At 34.2% G+C, this 21,299-nt stretch carries 15 protein-coding genes; 5 read left to right on the top strand and 10 right to left on the bottom strand.

Annotated features, from left to right (window positions below):
* Positions 1 to 76: 76 nt before the first annotated feature.
* Together LIT25_06895 and LIT25_06890 are read right to left on the bottom strand one after the other, a co-directional pair.
* Positions 77 to 544: an immunity 30 family protein gene (locus LIT25_06895; protein USK35057.1), complete on the bottom strand. Its 468-nt coding sequence runs from the start codon at positions 542 to 544 to the stop codon at positions 77 to 79.
* Between the two features lie 6 nt (positions 545 to 550).
* Positions 551 to 2,350 carry a hypothetical protein gene (locus LIT25_06890; protein ID USK35056.1) on the bottom strand — a complete coding sequence of 600 codons (1,800 nt, stop codon included), beginning with the start codon at positions 2,348 to 2,350 and terminating at the stop codon, positions 551 to 553.
* Between the two features lie 174 nt (positions 2,351 to 2,524).
* On the opposite strand from LIT25_06890, the gene LIT25_06885 reads away from it, so the two are divergent.
* Entirely contained in the window at positions 2,525 to 3,130 is a 606-nt protein-coding gene (locus LIT25_06885; protein USK35055.1) for a hypothetical protein, read from the top strand.
* Between the two features lie 42 nt (positions 3,131 to 3,172).
* Here LIT25_06885 and LIT25_06880 read toward each other — a convergent pair whose 3' ends face one another.
* The 4 genes from LIT25_06880 to LIT25_06865 all read right to left on the bottom strand — a co-directional run bounded on the left by LIT25_06880 (position 3,173) and on the right by LIT25_06865 (position 6,342).
* Entirely contained in the window at positions 3,173 to 4,507 is a 1,335-nt protein-coding gene (locus LIT25_06880; GenBank protein ID USK35054.1) for a hypothetical protein, read from the bottom strand.
* A gap of 23 nt (positions 4,508 to 4,530) precedes the next feature.
* A complete protein-coding gene (locus tag LIT25_06875; protein ID USK35053.1) occupies positions 4,531 to 4,800 on the bottom strand; it encodes a hypothetical protein in 270 nt (89 codons plus the stop codon).
* A 12-nt stretch (positions 4,801 to 4,812) separates the two neighbouring features.
* A complete protein-coding gene (locus LIT25_06870) occupies positions 4,813 to 5,712 on the bottom strand; it encodes a hypothetical protein (protein USK35052.1) in 900 nt (299 codons plus the stop codon).
* 69 nt (positions 5,713 to 5,781) lie between these two features.
* Positions 5,782 to 6,342: a GNAT family N-acetyltransferase gene (locus tag LIT25_06865; protein ID USK35051.1), complete on the bottom strand. Its 561-nt coding sequence runs from the start codon at positions 6,340 to 6,342 to the stop codon at positions 5,782 to 5,784.
* A gap of 99 nt (positions 6,343 to 6,441) precedes the next feature.
* On the opposite strand from LIT25_06865, the gene LIT25_06860 reads away from it, so the two are divergent.
* A complete protein-coding gene (locus LIT25_06860) occupies positions 6,442 to 6,981 on the top strand; it encodes a GNAT family N-acetyltransferase (GenBank protein ID USK35050.1) in 540 nt (179 codons plus the stop codon).
* A gap of 99 nt (positions 6,982 to 7,080) precedes the next feature.
* Positions 7,081 to 7,593, top strand: coding sequence for a hypothetical protein (locus tag LIT25_06855; protein ID USK35049.1), 513 nt, complete (start codon positions 7,081 to 7,083; stop codon positions 7,591 to 7,593).
* Between the two features lie 140 nt (positions 7,594 to 7,733).
* Here LIT25_06855 and dptH read toward each other — a convergent pair whose 3' ends face one another.
* From dptH to dptF, 3 genes are read right to left on the bottom strand one after another with little or no spacing between them, the layout of a single operon-like run.
* Entirely contained in the window at positions 7,734 to 12,923 is a 5,190-nt protein-coding gene (dptH, locus tag LIT25_06850; protein ID USK35048.1) for a DNA phosphorothioation-dependent restriction protein DptH, read from the bottom strand.
* Positions 12,904 to 14,286 (bottom strand): DNA phosphorothioation-dependent restriction protein DptG, encoded by a 1,383-nt coding sequence (gene dptG / locus LIT25_06845; protein ID USK35047.1) that lies wholly within the window; start codon positions 14,284 to 14,286, stop codon positions 12,904 to 12,906. Before dptG ends, dptH begins: the two co-directional genes overlap by 20 nt.
* A gap of 2 nt (positions 14,287 to 14,288) precedes the next feature.
* The gene (gene dptF, locus LIT25_06840; GenBank protein ID USK35046.1) at positions 14,289 to 16,625 is read right to left on the bottom strand and encodes a DNA phosphorothioation-dependent restriction protein DptF; all 2,337 of its coding nucleotides are present in this window, start codon (positions 16,623 to 16,625) and stop codon (positions 14,289 to 14,291) included.
* A gap of 318 nt (positions 16,626 to 16,943) precedes the next feature.
* Between dptF and LIT25_06835 the strand changes: the two genes are divergently transcribed.
* Both LIT25_06835 and LIT25_06830 read left to right on the top strand, forming a co-directional pair.
* Positions 16,944 to 18,272 carry a restriction endonuclease gene (locus LIT25_06835; protein USK35045.1) on the top strand — a complete coding sequence of 443 codons (1,329 nt, stop codon included), beginning with the start codon at positions 16,944 to 16,946 and terminating at the stop codon, positions 18,270 to 18,272.
* 67 nt (positions 18,273 to 18,339) lie between these two features.
* Positions 18,340 to 19,688 (top strand): IS3 family transposase gene (locus tag LIT25_06830; protein ID USK35044.1). Its coding sequence is split into 2 segments (ribosomal slippage): positions 18,340 to 18,784 and positions 18,784 to 19,688, totalling 1,350 coding nucleotides; the frame shifts between segments, so codons are not numbered across the junction.
* Between the two features lie 49 nt (positions 19,689 to 19,737).
* On the opposite strand, the gene dcm is transcribed toward LIT25_06830, so the two are convergent.
* On the bottom strand, positions 19,738 to 20,955 hold the full coding sequence (gene dcm / locus LIT25_06825) for a DNA (cytosine-5-)-methyltransferase (protein ID USK35043.1): 1,218 nt from the start codon (positions 20,953 to 20,955) through the stop codon (positions 19,738 to 19,740).
* Between the last annotated feature and the right edge of the window lie 344 nt (positions 20,956 to 21,299).

Here is a 21,299-nt window from a genome sequence, read left to right as displayed (position 1 = left end):
AATATCTTTTTCCTAAAGAAAAACTCCCTACTACTAAAAAACCTTGAAAGGCATTTAGCCTATCAAGGTTGTGAAATTATTTTAAGTAATCTAATATTAAATTTACACTTTTTTCAAATCGACTTGGGTTCTTTTCTTTAATACTAGTTAATTGAGAAACAATATAGTCTTGAACATCTTTGTACAATGTGGGTATAATTTTTTTATAAATATTTAGGGAAGGCTCATGATTTAATATCCTCTTGTGCAGTATCTTTAACCATTCCTTAGCATGAGGAAGCATATTAGGAATAGAATTTGCCAATATTTTCAAAGATACTTCAGAATCAACAATGTTATCATATGACTCAATAGCATGTATTAGCCCAAACATTATTTCATCGTTTTCTGTTAAATCATCAAACCCTTGACACAATATTTCTATATGATTAACATCCTTCATCTCTAAAATATTTTCTATTGACTGCTCAAATTTTTCTACTTCATTCTCATCTCTTAACAAACGATTATTCTTTAATTCAATAAGTTCGACTGAAATGTCCAATTAAGCCTACCTCCTATTATTTTCAAACATATCTGGATACTTTGTTTTATTTAAGTTTATTACTTCCAATAACCCTGAACGTATCTTAGGAGTATAAAGCCCTCCTTTTATATAAATGTTTCTTGCATCAATAATATCACGTGTTAAAGCATCACGCGGTTGAAGGTTGAGATAATCTTCTAGTTTTTCACCAGTCATTCCATATGTTTTAGTTTGACGGTGTCTACCTCCTTTTCCTGGATGAGGTTGTTCCATATTCATGCTTACTCCATCATTTTTATGTACACCTGCTTTTGTTTTCATATATTTTGCAGACGGCATATGATGTGGTGTAATGTTATCTCCACGTATTCCAGCATCTATTAAATCTTCATATGTTCCAACTTTTCCTTCTTCTGGTAGGAGAGGTTTATCTATACCCTTATAAAACAAATAACTCTCAACCTGAGTATTAATATGATCATACAACTTCCCAGTATTAATCACATTAACAGGTATATCTACATCAACATATAATCCGCCACCACCTGCCCCAACCGGCTGATAATCTTGTGGCTGGTAACGTAAATCATTGCCAAACTCCTTTATCCCTGTAGCTGTTTTACCGGCAAGATCCTTTAGCTCTTTTTTACCAGCTGTCATCCCTATTTTTACAGCTTTATCTGTTCCTCTCGTTATAAAAATAGATGTTGCCACAGATGCTGTCGCATAGGTAATCCAGCGTGATCGGGAATAGCAATCTCCATTTATGACTTCTTTTTGAAACGAATTCCGAAGAGCATCCAAGGTTGCGACAAGGGTATCGACTGGATTCATTAGGGCGACTGTCGTGGAGTATGCCACTTCCATAGGACAATGCTTGAGATACCAAAGACTCATTGCGGTATCCACTGTATATTCCAATAATCCTTTCCCTATTCCTTTAGATGCTTCTCCTCGATTCCTAGCTTCCTTTAATTGATCAACCGCTAGCTTCTGCTCCGCCGTCAAATTCTCTTCCCCAAGATCCTCTGCAATCTTCAAATACTCATCTAAAGATAGATTCGGCGTCTCCAGCTCTTTCTGCAGCTTCTCAATCTTACGCTTTTCAGCTTGCTCCTTTTTAAAAGAAAGATAGGATTTCGCCTGATGCTGGACGCTGTCTTTCATTTTGCAGGCGGAACTATTATGATAAGCCTTTGCATCGAAATAGATTGGTGATGCCTGTCCGCCTCGTCGTGTTGCGTGATTTAATGCTTCAAAACGGCTCTTAATGTGATTTTGAATGGCCTCGGATTGCTGATACTCATAGGTAAATTTTTCAGTCAATGCATCAACTTTGTCAATAGTGTTTTTTCTTTCTTTTTCAGCTTTGTCCAAGTGTGCGTCGAATGTGCCGGTATCAAATGGCTGAAGGTCGACGAGGTCGCTGATGCTGCTTAAAATGCTGGTCAGCTCCTGCTTTTGATCAGAGACCATATCCTTTGATCTCCGATAGCCATTGACTAAATCTCTTTCCAAAAAATCTATATCCACATATGTATACCCGGATAACTTTGACTCTGCGGCATCCGCTGCCACTCCTTGAAAAAAAGCACTCTGCATCTCAATAAAGGTAAGCCATTCATCCACGATTGCCGCATGTTCTTGGTAAAAGTGTTTGATCGCTTCTGCGCCTGCTCCCTGAAACTCATCACCTAAATGAGAGACTTGGTAGAATGCCTTTTTTAGTACAATGAGCTGCTCTCTTAGATTTTCATATTTTTTTGCACGGTCTTCCATCGCAGAAATCAGAGTGTCAGCTTCATAAACTGCATTCAGAAACAATCGCCCCTCTCTTCTCATAAATTTCCAATTCTATCATAGCACAGGAATAATCAGTATATATGAATCATTTGACATAGTTTATTTCTAAAAAAACAAGTTACTCACTCTAATACTCACATGCTATAATGTTATTTCGTGCCATATATACTATTTTATTGAAGGGGATTATTTATTTTGAAAAATAGAGTAATGTTCATATTTATTCTCTTATGTCTTGTTGGCTGCAGTAAACCTGAATCAGAACCTGCAGACACAAAAGAAGCTGCTATTGATGAAGTCGTTGAAGAAGAAAAAGAAACGGCTGATGTATCAGAAAAAACGACAGAGACTGTTGAGGAGCAAGAAACGGTTGAACCAATTGAAGCAGAGAAAGCACCTATCGAGAAAGAAGAGCCAGCTGAATTAGTAGAAGAAGTCGAAGTAGTACCTGCTGAAGAAGAGGAAACGGCTGAAATGGAAGAAGAATTCGACTACGGTGAAACAGAGTCAGAGGTGAAGAGTACGTTCATGCCATATGATGAATTCACAAGCTATATTTACACCGGTATGAATTACGACGAATATACTACGTTTTTATTAGAAGGTTCTCAAACTGGTGATTTTCAGTTTTATGAATCGATTTTCATTGAGAACGGTATGTATCCAGGTGAAGCAGTTGATGCAATAGAATTAGCAGATGGAATTATTGGTGTTGGATTTGGAGAAACTGATGACGGACTTGTTGTGACCGGGATCTGGGAGTTTGGAAGTGTAGACGAAATCTTTGAAGCGGTAAAATAAATCACAGGGACATGAACTCTCGATTCATGTCCCTTTTTCATGCTAAAAAATAATCCCCAACCCCGCAAAAGCCAAATCCTCACACTCTACTTTCTGAACATAACTGTCTTTTTCAAACGTATGTGTATACCGGCTCAGTTTGACCATGCCTACATCGTTCTTCGTGTAGAAGACAACAGTCGGCCTTTCATTTTCATAGAAGAAAACCGGTCTGAGTGAAGGCGGAATGGTTTTAAATTCATTCCAATCACCAAGTGTATACAAGTAATCTACTACGCTGTTTGCCACTTTGTATTCGTCCTCATCTATAGGCAAAATATCGCCGGCACTCCAATAGCACCCGTGCCACAGCGCGCCAAATTCCCCGATTTCATGATAAGCAATGGCTGCCTGCAAGTAGGATAGCGGCGAATAATCCCCGTCTACTGCCATCATGACCTGATCATAGGCAAAATCCGGTTTCGGGTGCTCCAAACTATGCTCATCTGAATACATACATTCTTCAGGCGGAGGCAGTTCCCGGTCATACGGAATGGCGTAGACGGCAGAATTTCCATTTCCCCCAGCTGTATATTGGTAGGCTCTCAATTTATACCCTTTTCGAATCTTCAGCTGTGAAAAGCTTTGAATAACACGTTCAGGATTGTCTCTTGAAATCGCCCACCCTTCATTTTCATCGAAATAAGTTGTAAATGGACCAAGGTATAGATTAGGACGAGTTGCAGCGACCGCGAACTCAATGATATCAAATAGCTCTTGAGGTTTAACCTCCTGCACGAATAATTGCCTAAGCTCTTCAATTATTGCATGCCTTTGCGCAGTTAATTGAGGACATACATGATAATAATCGCCATTTTGATTTTTCTTCCCAAACGAAGGAATGCCCGCACGTTCTATTTGCTCCAGCCAGCTGCTTTTCAGCTGCTTTAAAAATGTGTATGTACTCTTATTATTTACTCCCCACCCGATGCAAATCCACGGATTCTTTTTCAGCTCACTCAGCGGCACTTGCATATCTGAAGGAAGAACCATCCCTCTTCCGCCCAAATACTCCATGTGGGCAATGGCCACAGTGTCCCTCGTGTTCTGAAGTGTGAACAAATTATATAAATAAATTCTTCCATTTAGAGGCTCAAGATGATAGAAAGCTTCAACCAATTTCACTACTTGTTTCATAGTTGGATCCAGGGAAACCTGTGCGAAAACACTTTCTCCATCACACAAATCCTTTACAGCATCATGACTTGCACTTCCAGGGTTCAGCAGCAGAAAACTGCCGATCGACTTTTCACTCTCTCCCCATTGAAGGTAGGCAGACTGCCGGAAAATGTGATTCTTCTTTTTCAGAAACGTTCCGAATGCTTTTGGCTGGTACATGAATTTGTCACCTACATTCCTATTTATTTACTCAAAAAATCAATATCCCTCTTGATCCAGTCAATGGCTTCTTCAACGGTATGAATGCCAAGTTTGTTCTTGGATTTCCATTTGCCGTTATGGTATAATATAAAGCTTCTGCCAGTTGGGGAAATATCACCAATTACATTTTTTCTTCTATGATGGGGTTTCTTTATGATGCATTCACCATTAAATAGTTCACTTTTATTATGTTTGTTAAGCCTAAGCCCTTTTATTTCAGCTAATCTCTTAAGCAAAATTTCATTTTCCAATTACCTCTTGCCTCATTTCACTGAATACCACCGATCTTCAAACGTCTTACCATCTAATTGACAGACTCCCTGATCCACCAATTGATCCAACACCATTGCCACATAGACAAACGACTTCGGTTTTCCAGAGTCATAAAATCCTTTAAAAGGATGGCTGTACTGATTAATCTCGCTGCACACCTCCAGCACACTTATCGTTCCAATGTTTTCAATTAAACGAATGATTGCTTGATGCATTTCCTCCCCTAAAGGAGAACTTACCTTAGGAATCACGTTTAACCTCTTTGGAGCAGCTCTTGTAATCGCCTTAGCCGCTTCAGGCTGACGCAATGCCTTGCGTCGAGCACCTTTCTCCTTTTGAATCATTCGATAAAGTCTATTAATCTGTCGATCTAACAAAGGCAGGTCGAGCTTAATGAGGTCCTGAATCTCTTCTGGAAATTCAATATTCATCGCCTTAGCCTCCGCAAGAACCTTCCTATCCCAGCCATTTATCACTTTATAGAGCATTTCATCCAGTTCAAAATCAATCTGCGTAAATCCTTTGATAATATCCTTCACAACGGATGCCGGAATCCCGGTATGAAATTCAAAATGATTTTTTCCAAATTTCTTGATCTCGCCAGTCTCTGTATTCTTCACAATATACTGATACCTCAGTGGCATGCCGCACTCACAGCGAAACGGACGATTCCCCAAACCGCCATCAAGCAGTTCAATAAACTCCCAGTCATTTATTTCCCGGTCAAGCTCCTGGTCTGAACCACTATACGTCCCCTTGCTTATTGCCAGCTCATTTGAAAAAAGAGTCCGTTTTCCGCGCTTTAACCGTTCAAGTAAATACGACCGCTGATCATCTGTTAAATTTTCAAGAATCTCAGACCGTTCCTCTGCCTCAAAATAATAATTCATGGATGCCACCTCCACTACGTACTATTCTTCCTTATCAAAAGTTTTCCTTGTTAAGATTCATAAAATTTTTTATAAATGAAACAGCAGAGACATATCATTCAGGTTTCTTTTCCAAATCATATGATCACTTCCTTCTCCCCAATAATCTTTAAGCAAATAATCAGGTTCACCAAGCTTCTTCCTCCATACCTTTTGGGCATTTTTGTATCCACTATCCAAACAAAACTCGTTGATTCCTCTATTCTGCAGGGTAAGAAGCATTAAATTCAAAAGCAGCGAACCTAAACCTCGTCTTTGATAATCCGGATGAACAAAAACGGTCCCTACCTCAACTCCTTCTCTCAACGCGCCCTCTGTGCAAGTAACAATCAATTTACTCACAGGACCATATTCAATTGAACCGACAAACTCATTTTCATCTAAAGCGATTAAAAAATATCGATTCCCCCCATCGCTTTCCAGATCGGTTTTCAAATATCGTTTCTTACATTCAATTTCCTCTTTCATATCGTCAAGTAGTTCCGATAAACCTTCTTTATCAAATGTATCCCTAATGACTTTACTGAAAAAAAGATTCAGCTCGTCCATATCTTCCATTCCTGGTCTTCTTATCTCAACATTTATGTTCATCACTCCCTGACTTTTAAAACAATTCCATCCATCATATTCCACTTCCTATCTTGTTTATCCTTTATAATTCGGTACAATTAAGAGAGAGGGGATGATTTGATGTTAAAAAATGAAACCATTCATATAAGACCTTTTACAGTTGAGGATGCAGAAGAAAGACTTCAGCTGCAGCTCAAAAACCGCGAGTTCTTTGAACAATTCTCTATGATCCGCACACCTGATTTCTACACCCTGGAAACTCAGCGCAGCATGATCCAAGAATACGAACAAAAAAACAAAGAAGACACCGAATATCAATTCGGCATCTACCTAAATGAGGACAATCGCTTGCTCGGCACCATCGGCCTCTTCCAAGTCATGCGGAGTTCACTCCAAAGCGCCGTCCTAGGCTATTTCCTGGACAAGGCTCACAACGGAAAAGGCTACACAACCCAAGCAGTCAAACTTATTGTTAACTATGCCTTTGAAGAACTCAAACTCCACCGCATCGAAGCCGGCGTCATGCCACACAACATTGGTTCTATTCGCGTACTGGAGAAAGCAGGATTTCATAAAGAAGGACTTGCGAGAAAGAATGTGATGATTAATGGGAAGTGGGAGGATCATGAGGTTTTGGCGATTTTGAATCCGGATGATTGAAAAAGGTAAAAGATTTTAAAAGATAAAACAAAATCGCAGGACTGTTTTCACAAAAATAAAATATATTATATTTAGATAGAATTTTTAGGAGGTGGAGAAATGAATGAAAGGTTACTTATTGCAGTTCTTGGAAATAGAAACTCTGGAAAATCCGAAACATGGAAAACATTATTTAACGATCCGAATATTAGGACAACACAGAAGTCTGAAAGAGATTTGAAATTGCAAACAGGAGCGTTTACAAAAGTTTTTCTTATAAATGGTTCTTCTCAGGAACGTGAAAAGAAAGTTGAAGATATTATTCAAGTAGGGTATGATCCCAATATTGTACTATGTTCGATACAGTATAAAAAAAGCGCTATCGATACATTAAAATTCTTTGCAAATAAAGACTATTTCATTTATTTACATTGGTTAAATCCGGGATATAACGATAGTTATGAGTATGATGAATATCTAGGACTAATACAGGAAGTTATGAAAATGAATTCAATGATAGGTAAGAGAGACGGTAAGTGCAGTGCAAATATTCGGGTAAAAGAAATTAAAGATTATATTTACGATTGGTCAAATAGGTATGGCTTAATAAAATCGTATAACCCAGTTAAATAACTTATCTTTACAACAAAAAGTTACCTCTATCTTGAAGGTAAATCGTTCGCCTTATTTAGCATTTAGTATAAAATCAAAAAAGTCGTTGAGAAATTTAAATAAAAATGGAGCTGAAAATTTTTCAGCTCCAATATTTTTTATTAAGGGTTCATTCTTTTTATTCTTTCTGTTAATGTAGCAATATCAATTATTATCGGCTTAACCTGTTTCAAAGATTTATCCTCCATTAACATTGGACCGTAGGAAATACACTGGCCTTTATGTAACGAAGCTAAAGCCTTTTCCCATTCTTTTCGGGAATTTGCATCATGAGATAGTACAGAAGCAATGCTGCTTATTTCTGAGTCTGGTGGTGCGAAATAGATTTTATGGCTCGCCATTTGCAGTCTTGAAATTTCATCTGTGGAAAGCAACCCTTTTAAGAACTGAGTAGCATACCATCCTGACCAACCGAATTTACGACCTTCTGTCAAAACTTTGGCACTTGGTGATTTTTCACCATGATCTAGATTTTGGGCTTCGTCTAGAATTACTGGTAATGGTATGTTCTGTCTACCATATTGCAGCTTGTAGTACCATAAATCCCATAATATAAATTCTGTTATCATAAGTTGAACATCACGAGTAAATCCAGCTAGTTGGATAATAAATACTTTTCCTTGTTTTTCCTCTAATTCAGCCCAATCATATTGTTTAATATGATTAAATGGATTTTTGTCTATCATAGGATTCAGCTGAGAAAGTGCAGTTTTAGCAGGCCCTGATGTATCCTGGTCTAATTCCTCGCGTAGTTTCTCAAGATTCATGTTATCGCCGTGTTTACTCATTCCACGCATAATTGCCTGATAAATTGCATTTTGTTGTTGAATTCCTAAATCCTTATAAATAGAAGCCAAAACACTTTTCATTCTTTCTGCAACATCTGAAAAGTCTTCCTGAATATATTCATCTTCATCCAATTCTTTTTGATTCCGCTTAAAAGGATTGATAGGGAACTTATCACGTGCAACAAGAAATTGTTCTATTTTATCGCCTAATTGTTCCTTAAATTCTGGCTCAAGTTTGGATTTTTTAAATCCATCGGTATAATCAAAAATAATGCTAGATATACCTTGTGAACATAATTCCATTAACATACATTGAATAAAATAGGATTTACCTTGTCCAGATTTTCCAGATATAAGAATATGTCTATTTGCTAATTGTGGATGTCCATATTCCCAATATACATCTTTAGTAGAACCCTCAGCATTTCCTAATAAAACTCTTACTTTTGATAATTCTTTGCTCGGCTTTGGTTTTATTATTGGTATTTCAATTTCAACCACGTCTTTATTAATAGGTTTGTCATTACCTTCAATTTTATCTGTGGGTAAAAACTCATTATCATCTTCTTTACTGGAAGGTTTATCCGTCTCCAAAGTTGATAATGAATCATCATAATCTTCATCAATAACCCCATCACTATGTCTATTAGACAGCAAAATAGATTTTCGAATATCTGTATTTCCAGATTGAATTCTTCCTTTAATTACTTCAATTTCTTCAACAACACCAGTGTATGCATCTTCTTCAGTAAGCTCTAATATTAGGACATTTTCTTCAATCTTGGAAGATCTCCAAGTAGCCTCTTTTCTAAAAGATAATACGGCTCCATTTCCTATATAAGGTGTTAAATGATGTCCTACCTCGTAATCATCATTTAATAACCGAGCTTTTACTTTATCTATAACCTTATATGAGCTCTCTGGCCAAATGTTATTCATAATAAATTTTTGAGAATTCGCTAAAAACAGCTGAATAAAAAAGTTTCTGAAGAACTTATTTGTAAATACACGTTTTCCTTCTTCATCTGTTTTTCTAAGTTCTTTATCTAATAAATATTTTGTCTTTCTTATTTGGTCTTTTGCTTTAGTAATCACGGAATCTTGATTAATTCCTATTTTCACTTCAATAGGATAATAATGCAGATAGAGTTTATCCTCATCTGTTATTTCTAAACCAATAAGCAGTAAATCATCGCTATGAGACCCTTTCACTCCTAGGTTTTTTGCGGTAAAAACGCCTTCACTTTTGCTTAATTTCACTGCTCCAGAAACGCGCAATATTTCTTCGAGCGATATTGGTACCCAGACAATATTAGGATGATAGAAATAACTTAAAGAGTATTTAATAGCTGAAATAATACTCACTTTCTCTCTAGAGAAATGTCCTTTACTTCCAATAACTCGTAATAACCATTCTCCATTTATAGTATTAAATGCTCGAATAGCGTCATCTATATTTTCATTTCTTGCTGTAACTTTATTTTCCTGTAAATATTGTTTTATTACATTTCTATATTGATTGGCTTTATCGGTTACAGTTATTGCCACATATTGATCTGATGAATTAAACTGATCACTATAATGAATGACGAGTAACTCTCTCTTTGATTTCTGGAAAAAATCTAATCCAACGTTAGGATCAATAAAAGTAACCCAATAAGACGAGTCATATAACTTATCTAGTACTTCTTCCCTCATCGCAGAAGTTCTCGTAACAATACTTTTATTTTTTAAATAAGGATTTACTCCGCCCTTTTCAAGGTTAGAAGCCAACTCATTTATACTTTTGGCAGTTTTTATTAATAAATTTTCATTTAACAGTACATTTTTGGTTCCAAAACCCGTTCGATAATCTTTTCTTCCCGCTACAGAAGTTACAGATGATAATAAACCATTCAAGGATAAACCAGTCTCTATCTCATCCATATTATCTTTCGCTTCTGCATCTTGAGTGTTCATTTTATAGAATGATATATGAGCGTATTGATATTCACCCTCGTCACTTAATTTGTAATAATGAATTTTTTCTCTAATAATCCTAAGTAAGTCGACCGGATCTATGTTTTTTGATTCAAACGATATTTTATACTTGTCCTGAACCTCATTTACATCGTCAAGAAGTGAAAATTGTTCAAAAGAACTAATTACATCCACTCCATTAAATAAAGCAACTTCAATTGGAACCACTTTTTGTGGTCCATTTTTTTCAATTTGTTTTTTCAAATAATTAATAAATCCTTTTAATACTTCCTCATCATTTGAAATTTGAATAACATTTATTTTAAGCGGTGATTTCGCTTCAGGAACAAAAAGATAATTAAAATGATCAACAAATTGAATAACTTTTTCTTCAATCACTTTAGCCAAAAATTCATTTGACTGACCCACCGCAACCTTCTTAACAGGTTGATATGTAGTCCATTCCCAAGCGTCACTCACCATTAAAGGACGAAACAATTCATCGTTATTACCGTACATATATGGAAGTAAGTTATGCGGCTGTAATCTATCCAATATGTGAGTTTCAATTTCTTCGTTTCCTATATGTTCGTTAATTGCAACTTGATAGGCCACGTTAATAGGATGCAATGGTGTAAGTAGAATTTGACCAGTTTCTTCTACTGTACCTAGCTTCAAAATGGATAATTGATTATCGCTAGGAATTTTATTCTCTTCAATGGATGAAATTTCATCGTTAAACGCCTGGAGATATTCCCTTGACAGTTGTAAAAGTGTCTGGTCCATATAAGCTAAGCTTGGTAAAAGATTATTTTCGCGATAAAAAGAGACTAAAGATAAATAAGCATTCAATAGATTAACTGGTAGTTCCAAAGGAATTTCCTCTAAACCACTAATTGATTTTAAAGCAAATTTATAACCATTTTGAATCCAAAGTTGTTCATATTCTAAGAACTCTTTGAATTCGTCTCGAGGATAATATTCTCTTGTCCCTTGCTGAAGCTTTTTATTTACATATTGAAAATGTGCTTGATATTCCCTCTTTAGCTTCCAAATTCTTTTTCCTAACACTGGTGCTGATCGTATTATTAAGTCCTTTGCAACAAAAGGGATTTTGGTATCATTTAATGCTAAATAAAAACTTAAAATTCCATCACCCCAGGCAGGTGATAAAGAAGATATTTTAATACCTTCCATATGAGATGATACAGCTACAGTCAGGTCATCCTCATCTAAAACAATCTCAGTAGGGGACTCAATATTTTGACCGAAAACAATAGCTTCACCTTTGTTGTTAATGATAATTTGTTTTTCTTTTACATTAATTTCGTAATAGGTTTTGATTCCTTGTAATACCTCAGATACACATCCTACAATTGCAATATGAAACTCATACTTTGATTTCGAATCATTTTCATGTGTATAAACTACTTTTTGGAACGTTACTTCATCTTTATTAGTCGGTATATTCAATTTTAATTTCTTACCAGAAACTGTACAGATATCACGATTTTTAATATGAATAAACTCTTTTTTCAACGTCTGATCGAATTCAAAATCTATTTCAATACCTTCATATTTTTCAGGATTAAAAATGATAATATGACGTTTCCGTAATCCAGATTTCGTTTCTTGTTGAGCCTTGTCCCAGTATATAAGGTTATCCTTAGTTATTGTTTTATTAGATCCAATATACCCTAAAGGTTTTCTTACAGGCTGGTTACGTTCATTTGATTCTTTAATAAAGACAAAGGATTCTTCCTTCCAATCCTCTTTCTTAAGTCGTGTAACTCCTCTCTCATCGAAGAGCTTTTCAAGTTGTTGACTTAAGTTTTCATATTCATGGAAATGCTGAATCTTTTCAAAAAACTCGTGGTTTTCTTGTAATCTTTTTCGAATTTGAGATGGAGTATACTGCTCAAGGTTTTCATCATAGAAGACACCTAGATTTGGATAATCTTCTTTTTTTATCTTACCTTGAGATAACAATGCCAATACTTCTGCAAAATCCCAAAGAGCTGGTTGCAATATCATGTCTTCTAATTTTTGATTCAAATAAAACTGAGCAACCTCTTTTTCTGATTTTGATAATATTGAGTTTTCAATTTCTTTTTTTAAATTCTTTGTGATAGATTTTACATGGAAGGGCAATCCTTCTTTTTGCAGATCACTACTCCCACCTCGAATACTATCAAGAGTTTCATGACAAATACTAAGAAGTGCCGTTTTAGACCATTTATCTTTTTGTTCTCCGACTTCATTTCGTAAAGTCACAAGAAAGTCAGGTGTAACATTCTCTATTGTAGCAGCTACTACTACTCTAAATTCACCAAAATTCAGTGAAAATGTAGAATATGGAGAACCTAATTTATGTTGATAATCAAAATCCGCTGCAATGTCTTTCGTTTTTAAGACTTTATATAAATCTGAGACCTGTTTTTCATCTTCAAATTGAAGGTAGTATCGTTCTCCACCTTCTAAAGATTGTCCTTGGAAAAATTGAATTAGCTTGTCAGATAAATAATTATAAAATTGGTTTAACATATTGGGCATCTCCACTATCACTCTTTTTATCCAATAGATTTAATTTATCATAAAGTTCAACTATGCCTTCCTTTGAGTATCTATCAAAAAAAAGACCTCTTTTTTCTAGTCCTTCAAATACCGATTTTAAAGACTTTCTTTCATCCTTTACCACAACAGTTGTAATTAACAATAATAATTCTTGTTTTATATTTAACATATAACCCAAAGAACCCCTTGTTTTAAGGAAGTATTTTTTCCCAATTTGTTCTAAAGATAATGAATACCTACTCTTTGTTCCTTGTTTAGTTGGTAATTTTGTATGAACTTCTTCAATACTGTTGTATAAAGAAATGATTAATTCGTCATATTTTTCTGGTAACTCTTTTATCTGCTCCAATTCCATTAAACCTCTATATTCAAGTATCCAATTAGTTAATACATTACTTAACTCTGTTTGTTCAATAACTGAAATTCCATTATAAAAATCTACCAACTCTGGATAGGATAAACCATGTGTACCTTGAAGAGAATTCACATGTTCTAGTGTATTTACCTGTATAAGTAAATTTCTTAAAGAATCTTTTATCAAATTATATCCTTTAGTATAGCTTTTCCTACTTTTACCTGGACCTTCCCAATCCAACATATAAAACAGTTCATTCACTTTAGAAGAATCTGCAATAAACTTTTGACTAAGCTTTAATGAAAGCTGTGAAATGTAAAAGAAATAATAATATGATAAGAAAAGACTTAAGTTGACAGTAAAATATTCAGGATATTTAGCTAAATATGAAATATCTTCATTAAACAGGTCTGTAATATGAGGTAATTTACCAACATATTTATTAGCTTTTTCTTTTACTACTAAATAATCAAGCTGATCTAGTATCAATTTTGATATTACATGATCAGAATTTCCTTTTGCAAACATTGACCGAATGGATTCATTACTTTTAATATAAATATCCCTAAGTAATAGAGCTATTTCTGCTTCACCTTTTCCTTCATCTCCTTCTGTCCTTTGAAAATATTGAAAAATATGTGGATGGAAGACTTTCATAGACGAATGATTGTCAGCAAGATACAATTTCATTAATCTTTGAAAATAGGGTGTATCATGAATATCCATTTGTACTTTATCACTAATTCCCTTAATGATATCTTCGATTTCAATTTTTTCCTTTAATGAATGATTACTGACAAGTCTAGTGAACTCCCCTACTACACCATCGAAACCCCTGGCGAACCTAGCACGCTCCGAAGCTCTAGTCGGAAATGGAAAATAAGGAGCATGTTTATTTATATTATGAGTCAATCCTTTTTTATCTGGTTTAACTCCTAAATACCGTCTTAATTCAATTAGATTTTGATTATAATCCATAGTTACTCCCTCGTGAATGTAAATTGTCCAAAGAATGAATCATACTCTAATTTAAAGTTCAAATTTTCATTAGAATGATGGATAAGTAATTGTTCTTTTCTACTTCCAAGTTTCATTAACTTATCAATAAACTCAACAAATTGAATAGCATCATCTTTGTCCTTTTTATTAGGACGGTATCCATCTAAAACTTTTAAAATTTTCTCATATAGTGGGTAATCTATCTCAAGTAGTTCAAAAAATGTTTCTTGTTGATCTTGAAACCCTATCACTAACGTCTTTTTAAAACGATTAAGCACATCATCTACGTCTACTTGAAGATGTTTTATATATGGCTTTAGTTGTAATGATTGAGCAATTTTCATCGTTTCTGCAGTGTCATCTAAATAAATGTATGAAGTATTTTTCTTTGGTTGACCTTTCCACTCAAAAATAGCTTTTAGAGTATCTCTATATATAGATATTAGTCCTGAACGGTCTCCTGTATTAAATGCATATAGAGATGTCATATAACTTTTATATACTGAGTCAGAGAATACATGTTCTAAATTTGATGAAAGGCACCAGCCCATCCGAATCATTGATACATTTAATATTTTTCTTGTTGCAGAGCTGAGTTCATAAAAAGGTCCTAGCTCTTCTAGAGAATCGATCCAAACTTCAATACCATTTGATGTTATTTGTGATTTAAAAACATCTGATACATTGTGACTGTTATTTAACTCAATCAATAATTGATCTATTTCTTTTGATCGAACATGAATTGGATCTAATTTAGAAAGTACTTGTAGTAAAAGAGATCGGTCTTTACTACCAAAAAGCAAGTTTGGAAGTAAAAATTCCGTCTCATCAATTACGGAAGAAAAGACCAAATTATCTTCTAAATTTGCTGGAACAATGATATCGTATATGAAATTTAAAAGAGCCCTTGTTGAAATAATTAATTTATGTTTGATTAGGGCCTGAATTAACAATTGAGATATTTTTTCTTGTACTTCTCCTCTCTTAAAAAGCTGATAGTTTGTCATAACATGACCTTTATATCCATTTTCGAGATCTTTTATATAAGCTTGATAAAATGGATTAAGCTCTGATTCAGAAGTAATACGGTTGAAAAGTTCTTTAAAATATGTCGACTTAGGACCTTGATTTGTAATCTCAAACGTGTGGAAGTCACTAAAACTAATTAAATGGAAATTTTCATCTGTAACATCTTTAGATATGCTGTTTGAATTAAACACATCAGATTTATTAATAAATTCACTTAATTTTGTATAACTTTCTTTTGCATAATTTGATTCTAGGAAATTATGCAGTACACCTAAGTTAATCGCTAACACTTGTTTATCAATTGAATTATCAATGTAATCATCTGAAAAAGGCTTTAAAACCTCATCTAAAGTATCTAATGAGTTTTTTGTAGGATTAAAGCTTTCCGTTGCATCATTATGAATAGTGAACTTCTTCATCATTTCGGGGTATGTGTTATTCATATAAGCAAGTAAATGTGACTTACCGTCACCAACACTTCCACCTAGTATTATCAACTGGCATACATTACTTTTCTCAGAGGTCTTTAAAGCTTCATACATGTTGTTTTGAATTGGACGCTCTACATGAAGATATGTTTTAAAAGAACTAAATGATTTTTCGTTTTCCACAGCTTCTTGAGAAGATTCCTTTAATTTTGATAACTCATAAATTAAGCTACTACCATGTAATACATTTCCACTAATTTTCGCCTTTTTTTCTAAGGTTTGATGAGTATCTTCTTTAGAATTTCTATTTTCAATATCTATATCTGATATAGTATTCAATCTGATTTTTCTATTATTTAAATCTAGAAATCCTTTAAGCTGATTAGACAATTTCTTATCTATTAATTCATCTAGTTCTTCATTACTAAAACCTTTTTCCTTAAATAAAGGATGCTGATAGTTAGGTGGCACGAATTCATAGTCACCATAAACTTCCATATACCAAACAGCCACTTTGAATAAGTTCTTATGCATTTTTAATGCTGTTTCCAGGTCAAAATTACTATTCTTATGTGAAGCTTGATTTCCTAAATAACGTATGGAGTCGAATGATTTAGCAATCTCATTTGTTAATAATCCTTCTTTTTCTAATCCGTCAATTCTTTCAACTTGTCTTACATAAAGAAGGTTCTCTAATCCCGCTTCACGTTTTACTACATCTTTTGACAACTGCTCTGCGAATAACCTTCCTTTAACTAACACTCCATGCGGATCCGCATAGAAAATTTTGTCAATAATCATTCCTAACTGAGATAAGTCAGGATTCAAATTTTGGATAAATTCAAATGAATGACTAGACATAACTTCACCTCTTTATTAAAAAACCTAATTCAAATTTTATATAGAAACACTCTTTCTATTTTAAACAAAAATTTTACAATTAAATAGTATTTATTAAATTTCATTACACAATCACCCATGATATTTATCCTGAAAATGTAAAGATTTATTATTTCTCATACAGCTAAATACCTACATCGGTAATATGGAACTTTGCCTATCTGTAATTGGTCAATACCTCCAAGAAAAGATTTAGATTATCTGATTTGTTATTAAAGTTATTATGGTTTTTTATATGGTAAAATTATCTTATTCTAATATTACATAAAGGAGTTAATAATGAAATACGATATTTTTAACGCTAAATCTATAGAATTACACGCAAAAGTACTAGAAAATAAAAGTTTCTATGAAGTTATTCCTGCTTCAGATTTAAAAAAATCTACTAATAAAGGTGGATTGGGGCAATTAATTGAAAAACATCATTTCGGCTATAAACCTAACAGCCTCTCTGGACCAGATTTTGTAGAAGCCGGCGTTGAACTTAAGCTGACACCTTATAAAAAAGTAAGAAAATCAAAGTATTCTTCAAAAGAGCGATTAGTCTTAAATATTATTGATTATGAAAAGTTGATTTATGAAAAATTTGAAACTAGTTCTTTCTGGAATAAAAATAAATTGTTACTGTTAATCTTTTATTTGTATGAAAAAGAAACTAATAGAAGTGATTTCAAAATCACACACGCACAATTGTTTAGTTTCCCAGAAAAAGACCTACAAATAATTAAAGACGATTGGAAAAAAATAGTAGATAAAGTCAGTAAAGGATTAGCACATGAATTATCAGAATCTGAAACAAGTTATTTGGGTGCTTGCACTAAAGGGGCAAATAAACATAGTTTAAGAAAACAGCCGAAATCTTCAATTAAAGCTATGCAACGGGCGTTTAGTTTAAAATCTTCATATATGACATTTATTTTAAATGAATATATATTGAAGAAAAATGTTACTTATCAAACTATTACTGACAAATTAGAAGATTCTTTAGAAGAATTCATTATTAAAGCTTATAGCAATTATTATGGAGAGACTCTGGTCAACTTAAGCACTCGTTTTGGTGTCTCGAATAATTCTAAGGGTAAAACTTATTTAGTTGCTGCTAAAATGTTAAATGGCGAGTTAACTGATTTAAATAAAACAGAAGAATTTTTAAAATCAAATACAAAAATAAAAGCTATCAGAATTCAAAAAAATGGTAAAATAAAAGAGAGTATGTCATTTCCTACCTTTAAGTATTTAGACATTATTAAGGAAACGTGGGAGACAAGCACATTAAGAAATATGTTTTTAGAAACACGATTCCTTTTTGTAGTTTTTAAGGAAAATGAAGTTGGAGAATATCTTTTTGAAAGATCAATGTTCTGGAATATTCCACTTTCTGATTTAGAAAATGAAGTTAAATCTGTTTGGGAAGAAACAGTTAATAGAATAAATCTGGGGAAATCAGACGATTTACCAAAAAGTAGCGATAACAAAGTATGCCATGTGAGACCCCATGCGAGAAACAGGGAAGATACTTATCCAACACCTCACGGTGACAATATAGTAAAAAAATGTTTTTGGCTAAACAATAGTTATCTACTAGAACAGGTTAATTTCAACAAATAGAAAGAGCTGTCGTTTGAACTGCACCCCAATTGTTAGACAACATCTAACAATTGGAGGTGCAGTTTTTTTGACTAAATATACGATAGACGAAAAATCACATGCAGTTTTAGAGTACTTAGAAGGGGAAAAATCCTATAAATCCATTGCTCAAGAAAGAAATGTAGGTTTATCCCCTCTGAAAAGATGGGTCGCTCGCTATCTAAAACATGGGATGGAAGGACTTGTTTCATCCTATACAAATTACACTCTGCCCTTTAAACTAGAGGTACTTAAATATATGAACGAATATGGGGCATCGATCAACGAGACCGCTGTACACTATAACCTTCCTTCCGATTCTACACTTTTGAATTGGGCAAATCAGTTTAAGGAAGGAGGTATAGACGCCCTTAAACCAAAGAAAAAGGGGCGTCTATCCATGAAAAAAGAAACTAAGAAAAAATCGCCAGCTAATGGCTCTCAAGAAGCACTTCTTGCCGAATTAGAATACTTACGTGCAGAGAATGCCTATCTAAAAAAGTTGAATGCCTTAGTTCAAGAAAAGGATGCCTTACAAAAAAAGAAAAAGCGAAAGTAGTCCATGAACTAAGGAAACAATTTGATTTAAATCTGCTTCTATCCATTTCTAAAATGGCACGGAGTACGTACTATTATTGGGTAAACGCCTTCGGGCGTGAGGATAAATACACAGAAATTAAATCCCTTATCAAAGAGATTTTCCAAACGCATAAAGGGCGTTATGGGTATCGGCGTATCACCCTAGAATTACGTAATCGAGGTGCTCGCATCAATCATAAAACAGTTCTCAGATTGATGAATGAATTAGGATTGAAGTCATTGGTTCGCATGAAGAAATACCGTTCGTACAAAGGGAAAATCGGCAAGATTGCGCCCAACATTCTAGCACGTGATTTCAAGGCGGCAAAGTCCAATGAAAAATGGGTGACAGACGTCACAGAATTCCATATAGCTGGGGAGAAACTATACTTATCGGCCATTCTTGACCTGTTTAATGGAGAAATCATCGCCTATAATATCGAATCTCGGCCTGTTTATCCGCTCGTTTCCAAAATACTGGATAAAGCCTTTGATCGCTTGGAATCGAAAGATTCACCCATTCTCCATTCAGATCAGGGCTGGCATTATCAGATGAAACAATACTCGCATGATTTGAAAAAACATAACATTACACAAAGCATGTCACGCAAAGGAAATTGTCTCGATAATGCGGTCATTGAAAACTTCTTTGGCTTATTAAAATCCGAATTACTCTATCTTCAAGAATTTAAAAGCATGGAGCATTTCAAACAAGAACTAGAAGAATATATCCATTACTACAATCATCAACGAATCAAGGTAAAATTAAAAGGCATGAGCCCGGTTGATTACCGGATTCATGCCCTCAAGGCTGCCTAAGTAAATAAAGTGTCTAACTTTTTGGGTTCACTTCAGTTGGCAGCTCTTTCTATTTGTAACTATGTGTTTTTTCAATTTCATGAATTTTTCTACCCATTTTTTCAATTAGCCCAACAACCAAAGCATTACCCATACAAAAATATCTCATTCTCTCAGACATTCCAGTATCAGTCCAACCAGCCGGGAATCCATTTAGTTTTTCACATTCGTCGGGTGTAAGGAAGCGTAGACGTCCTTCTTCATCAAAAGGATTTTGCACAACATGGGTGCTCCTGTTAACAGTTCCTTCACTAGTTAACATTGTTCTTCCTGGTTTATCTAATGGTTCTGGAAATGCCATTCCACCTTCTGAAAAGATGTACTTATGTCCAGTTGAGGATGTACGTTCAATCTTTTTTGCACCTTTTAAGAATTTAAATTTTTCAATGTTAGATGTGGTTAAATAGTACTCTTCATCAACCATTAAATCTAAAATATCAATTAAAGGTGTAGGTTGTGTCTCTATAGGTAGTAATTCCACAGAGTATACTTGACCATTTATCATAATACCTGAATTTAAAAATTTGGTGCTGAATGTATCAGAAATTTCCACTAGATCTAAAGGTAGAGTTAGTTCCAGTGGTTTATGTTTTTCTGAAGCCACTGGTAAAACAGGGAATTCATCAGCAAAGAAACCTTCTTTAAATAATAAATCATTCTTATCTTTATCTTTAATAGCTTGTCCATAATTAGTTTCTAGTTTAGATGCAAAAATAAATACTCTTCTTCTTCTTTGAGCAAATCCATAATCAGCAGCATTGATAACTCTCCACTCAACGCTGTATCCCAGATCTCTAAATGTAGCAAGCATAATAGAGAAATCTCTTCCTCTTTGGCTAGATGGTGATTTTAATAGTCTATCTACATTTTCAAGAAGTACAAATTCAGGCATTTTATCTTGAATAATTCGTTTAATTTCCCAAAATAAAACACCTTTTTTCCCCTTTAAACCCTGTTCTCCGGACAAAGTTCTCGCAACAGAGTAATCTTGGCAAGGGAATCCCCCAACTAATAAGTCAGCATCTGGAATTTCTTGTGTATTTACTTGAGAAATATCTTCATTCGAATGAATACCTGTACCACTGAAGTTTTTTGAATAACAATTAAATGCATCCTGAGCTCTTTTAGCTGGTTCCCACTGATTTCCCCATACCACTTCGAAATGACCAGTTTTTTCTAATCCAAGTCTGAATCCACCTACTCCAGCAAAAAGTTCAATTACTTTCATTTAAAACCGAACATCCTTTCGCCTTATCATATATATAAATAATAATAAATTTGCCAAAAAAGATCAAGTACCTATTTAAAAATAAATTTAAAAGAAACTTTCTAATCAAAATAAGAAGCTCTTTCTGCAGTTGCATAAAGAGCTATCATTAGAGTATTAATTACCTAAATAGTCTTTTCATACTAACATATTAATATCGTTTGAACCAGTTATTAAAACATTGAAACATTTATAAGATAACTTCAAAATGTTCGTTTCACTTTTGGATTCATGGTTTTTTGGGTAGAAAAAAATATGAGGTGAAAAGGATGGTTAAAAACAATTCAGAAGAGAATAGAAAGAAA

This window comes from Bacillus sp. F19, from assembly GCA_023823795.1.
In the GTDB taxonomy this organism is placed as follows: Bacteria; Bacillota; Bacilli; order Bacillales; family Bacillaceae; genus Bacillus_P.
This window is presented reverse-complemented; position numbering and strand designations above follow the sequence as displayed.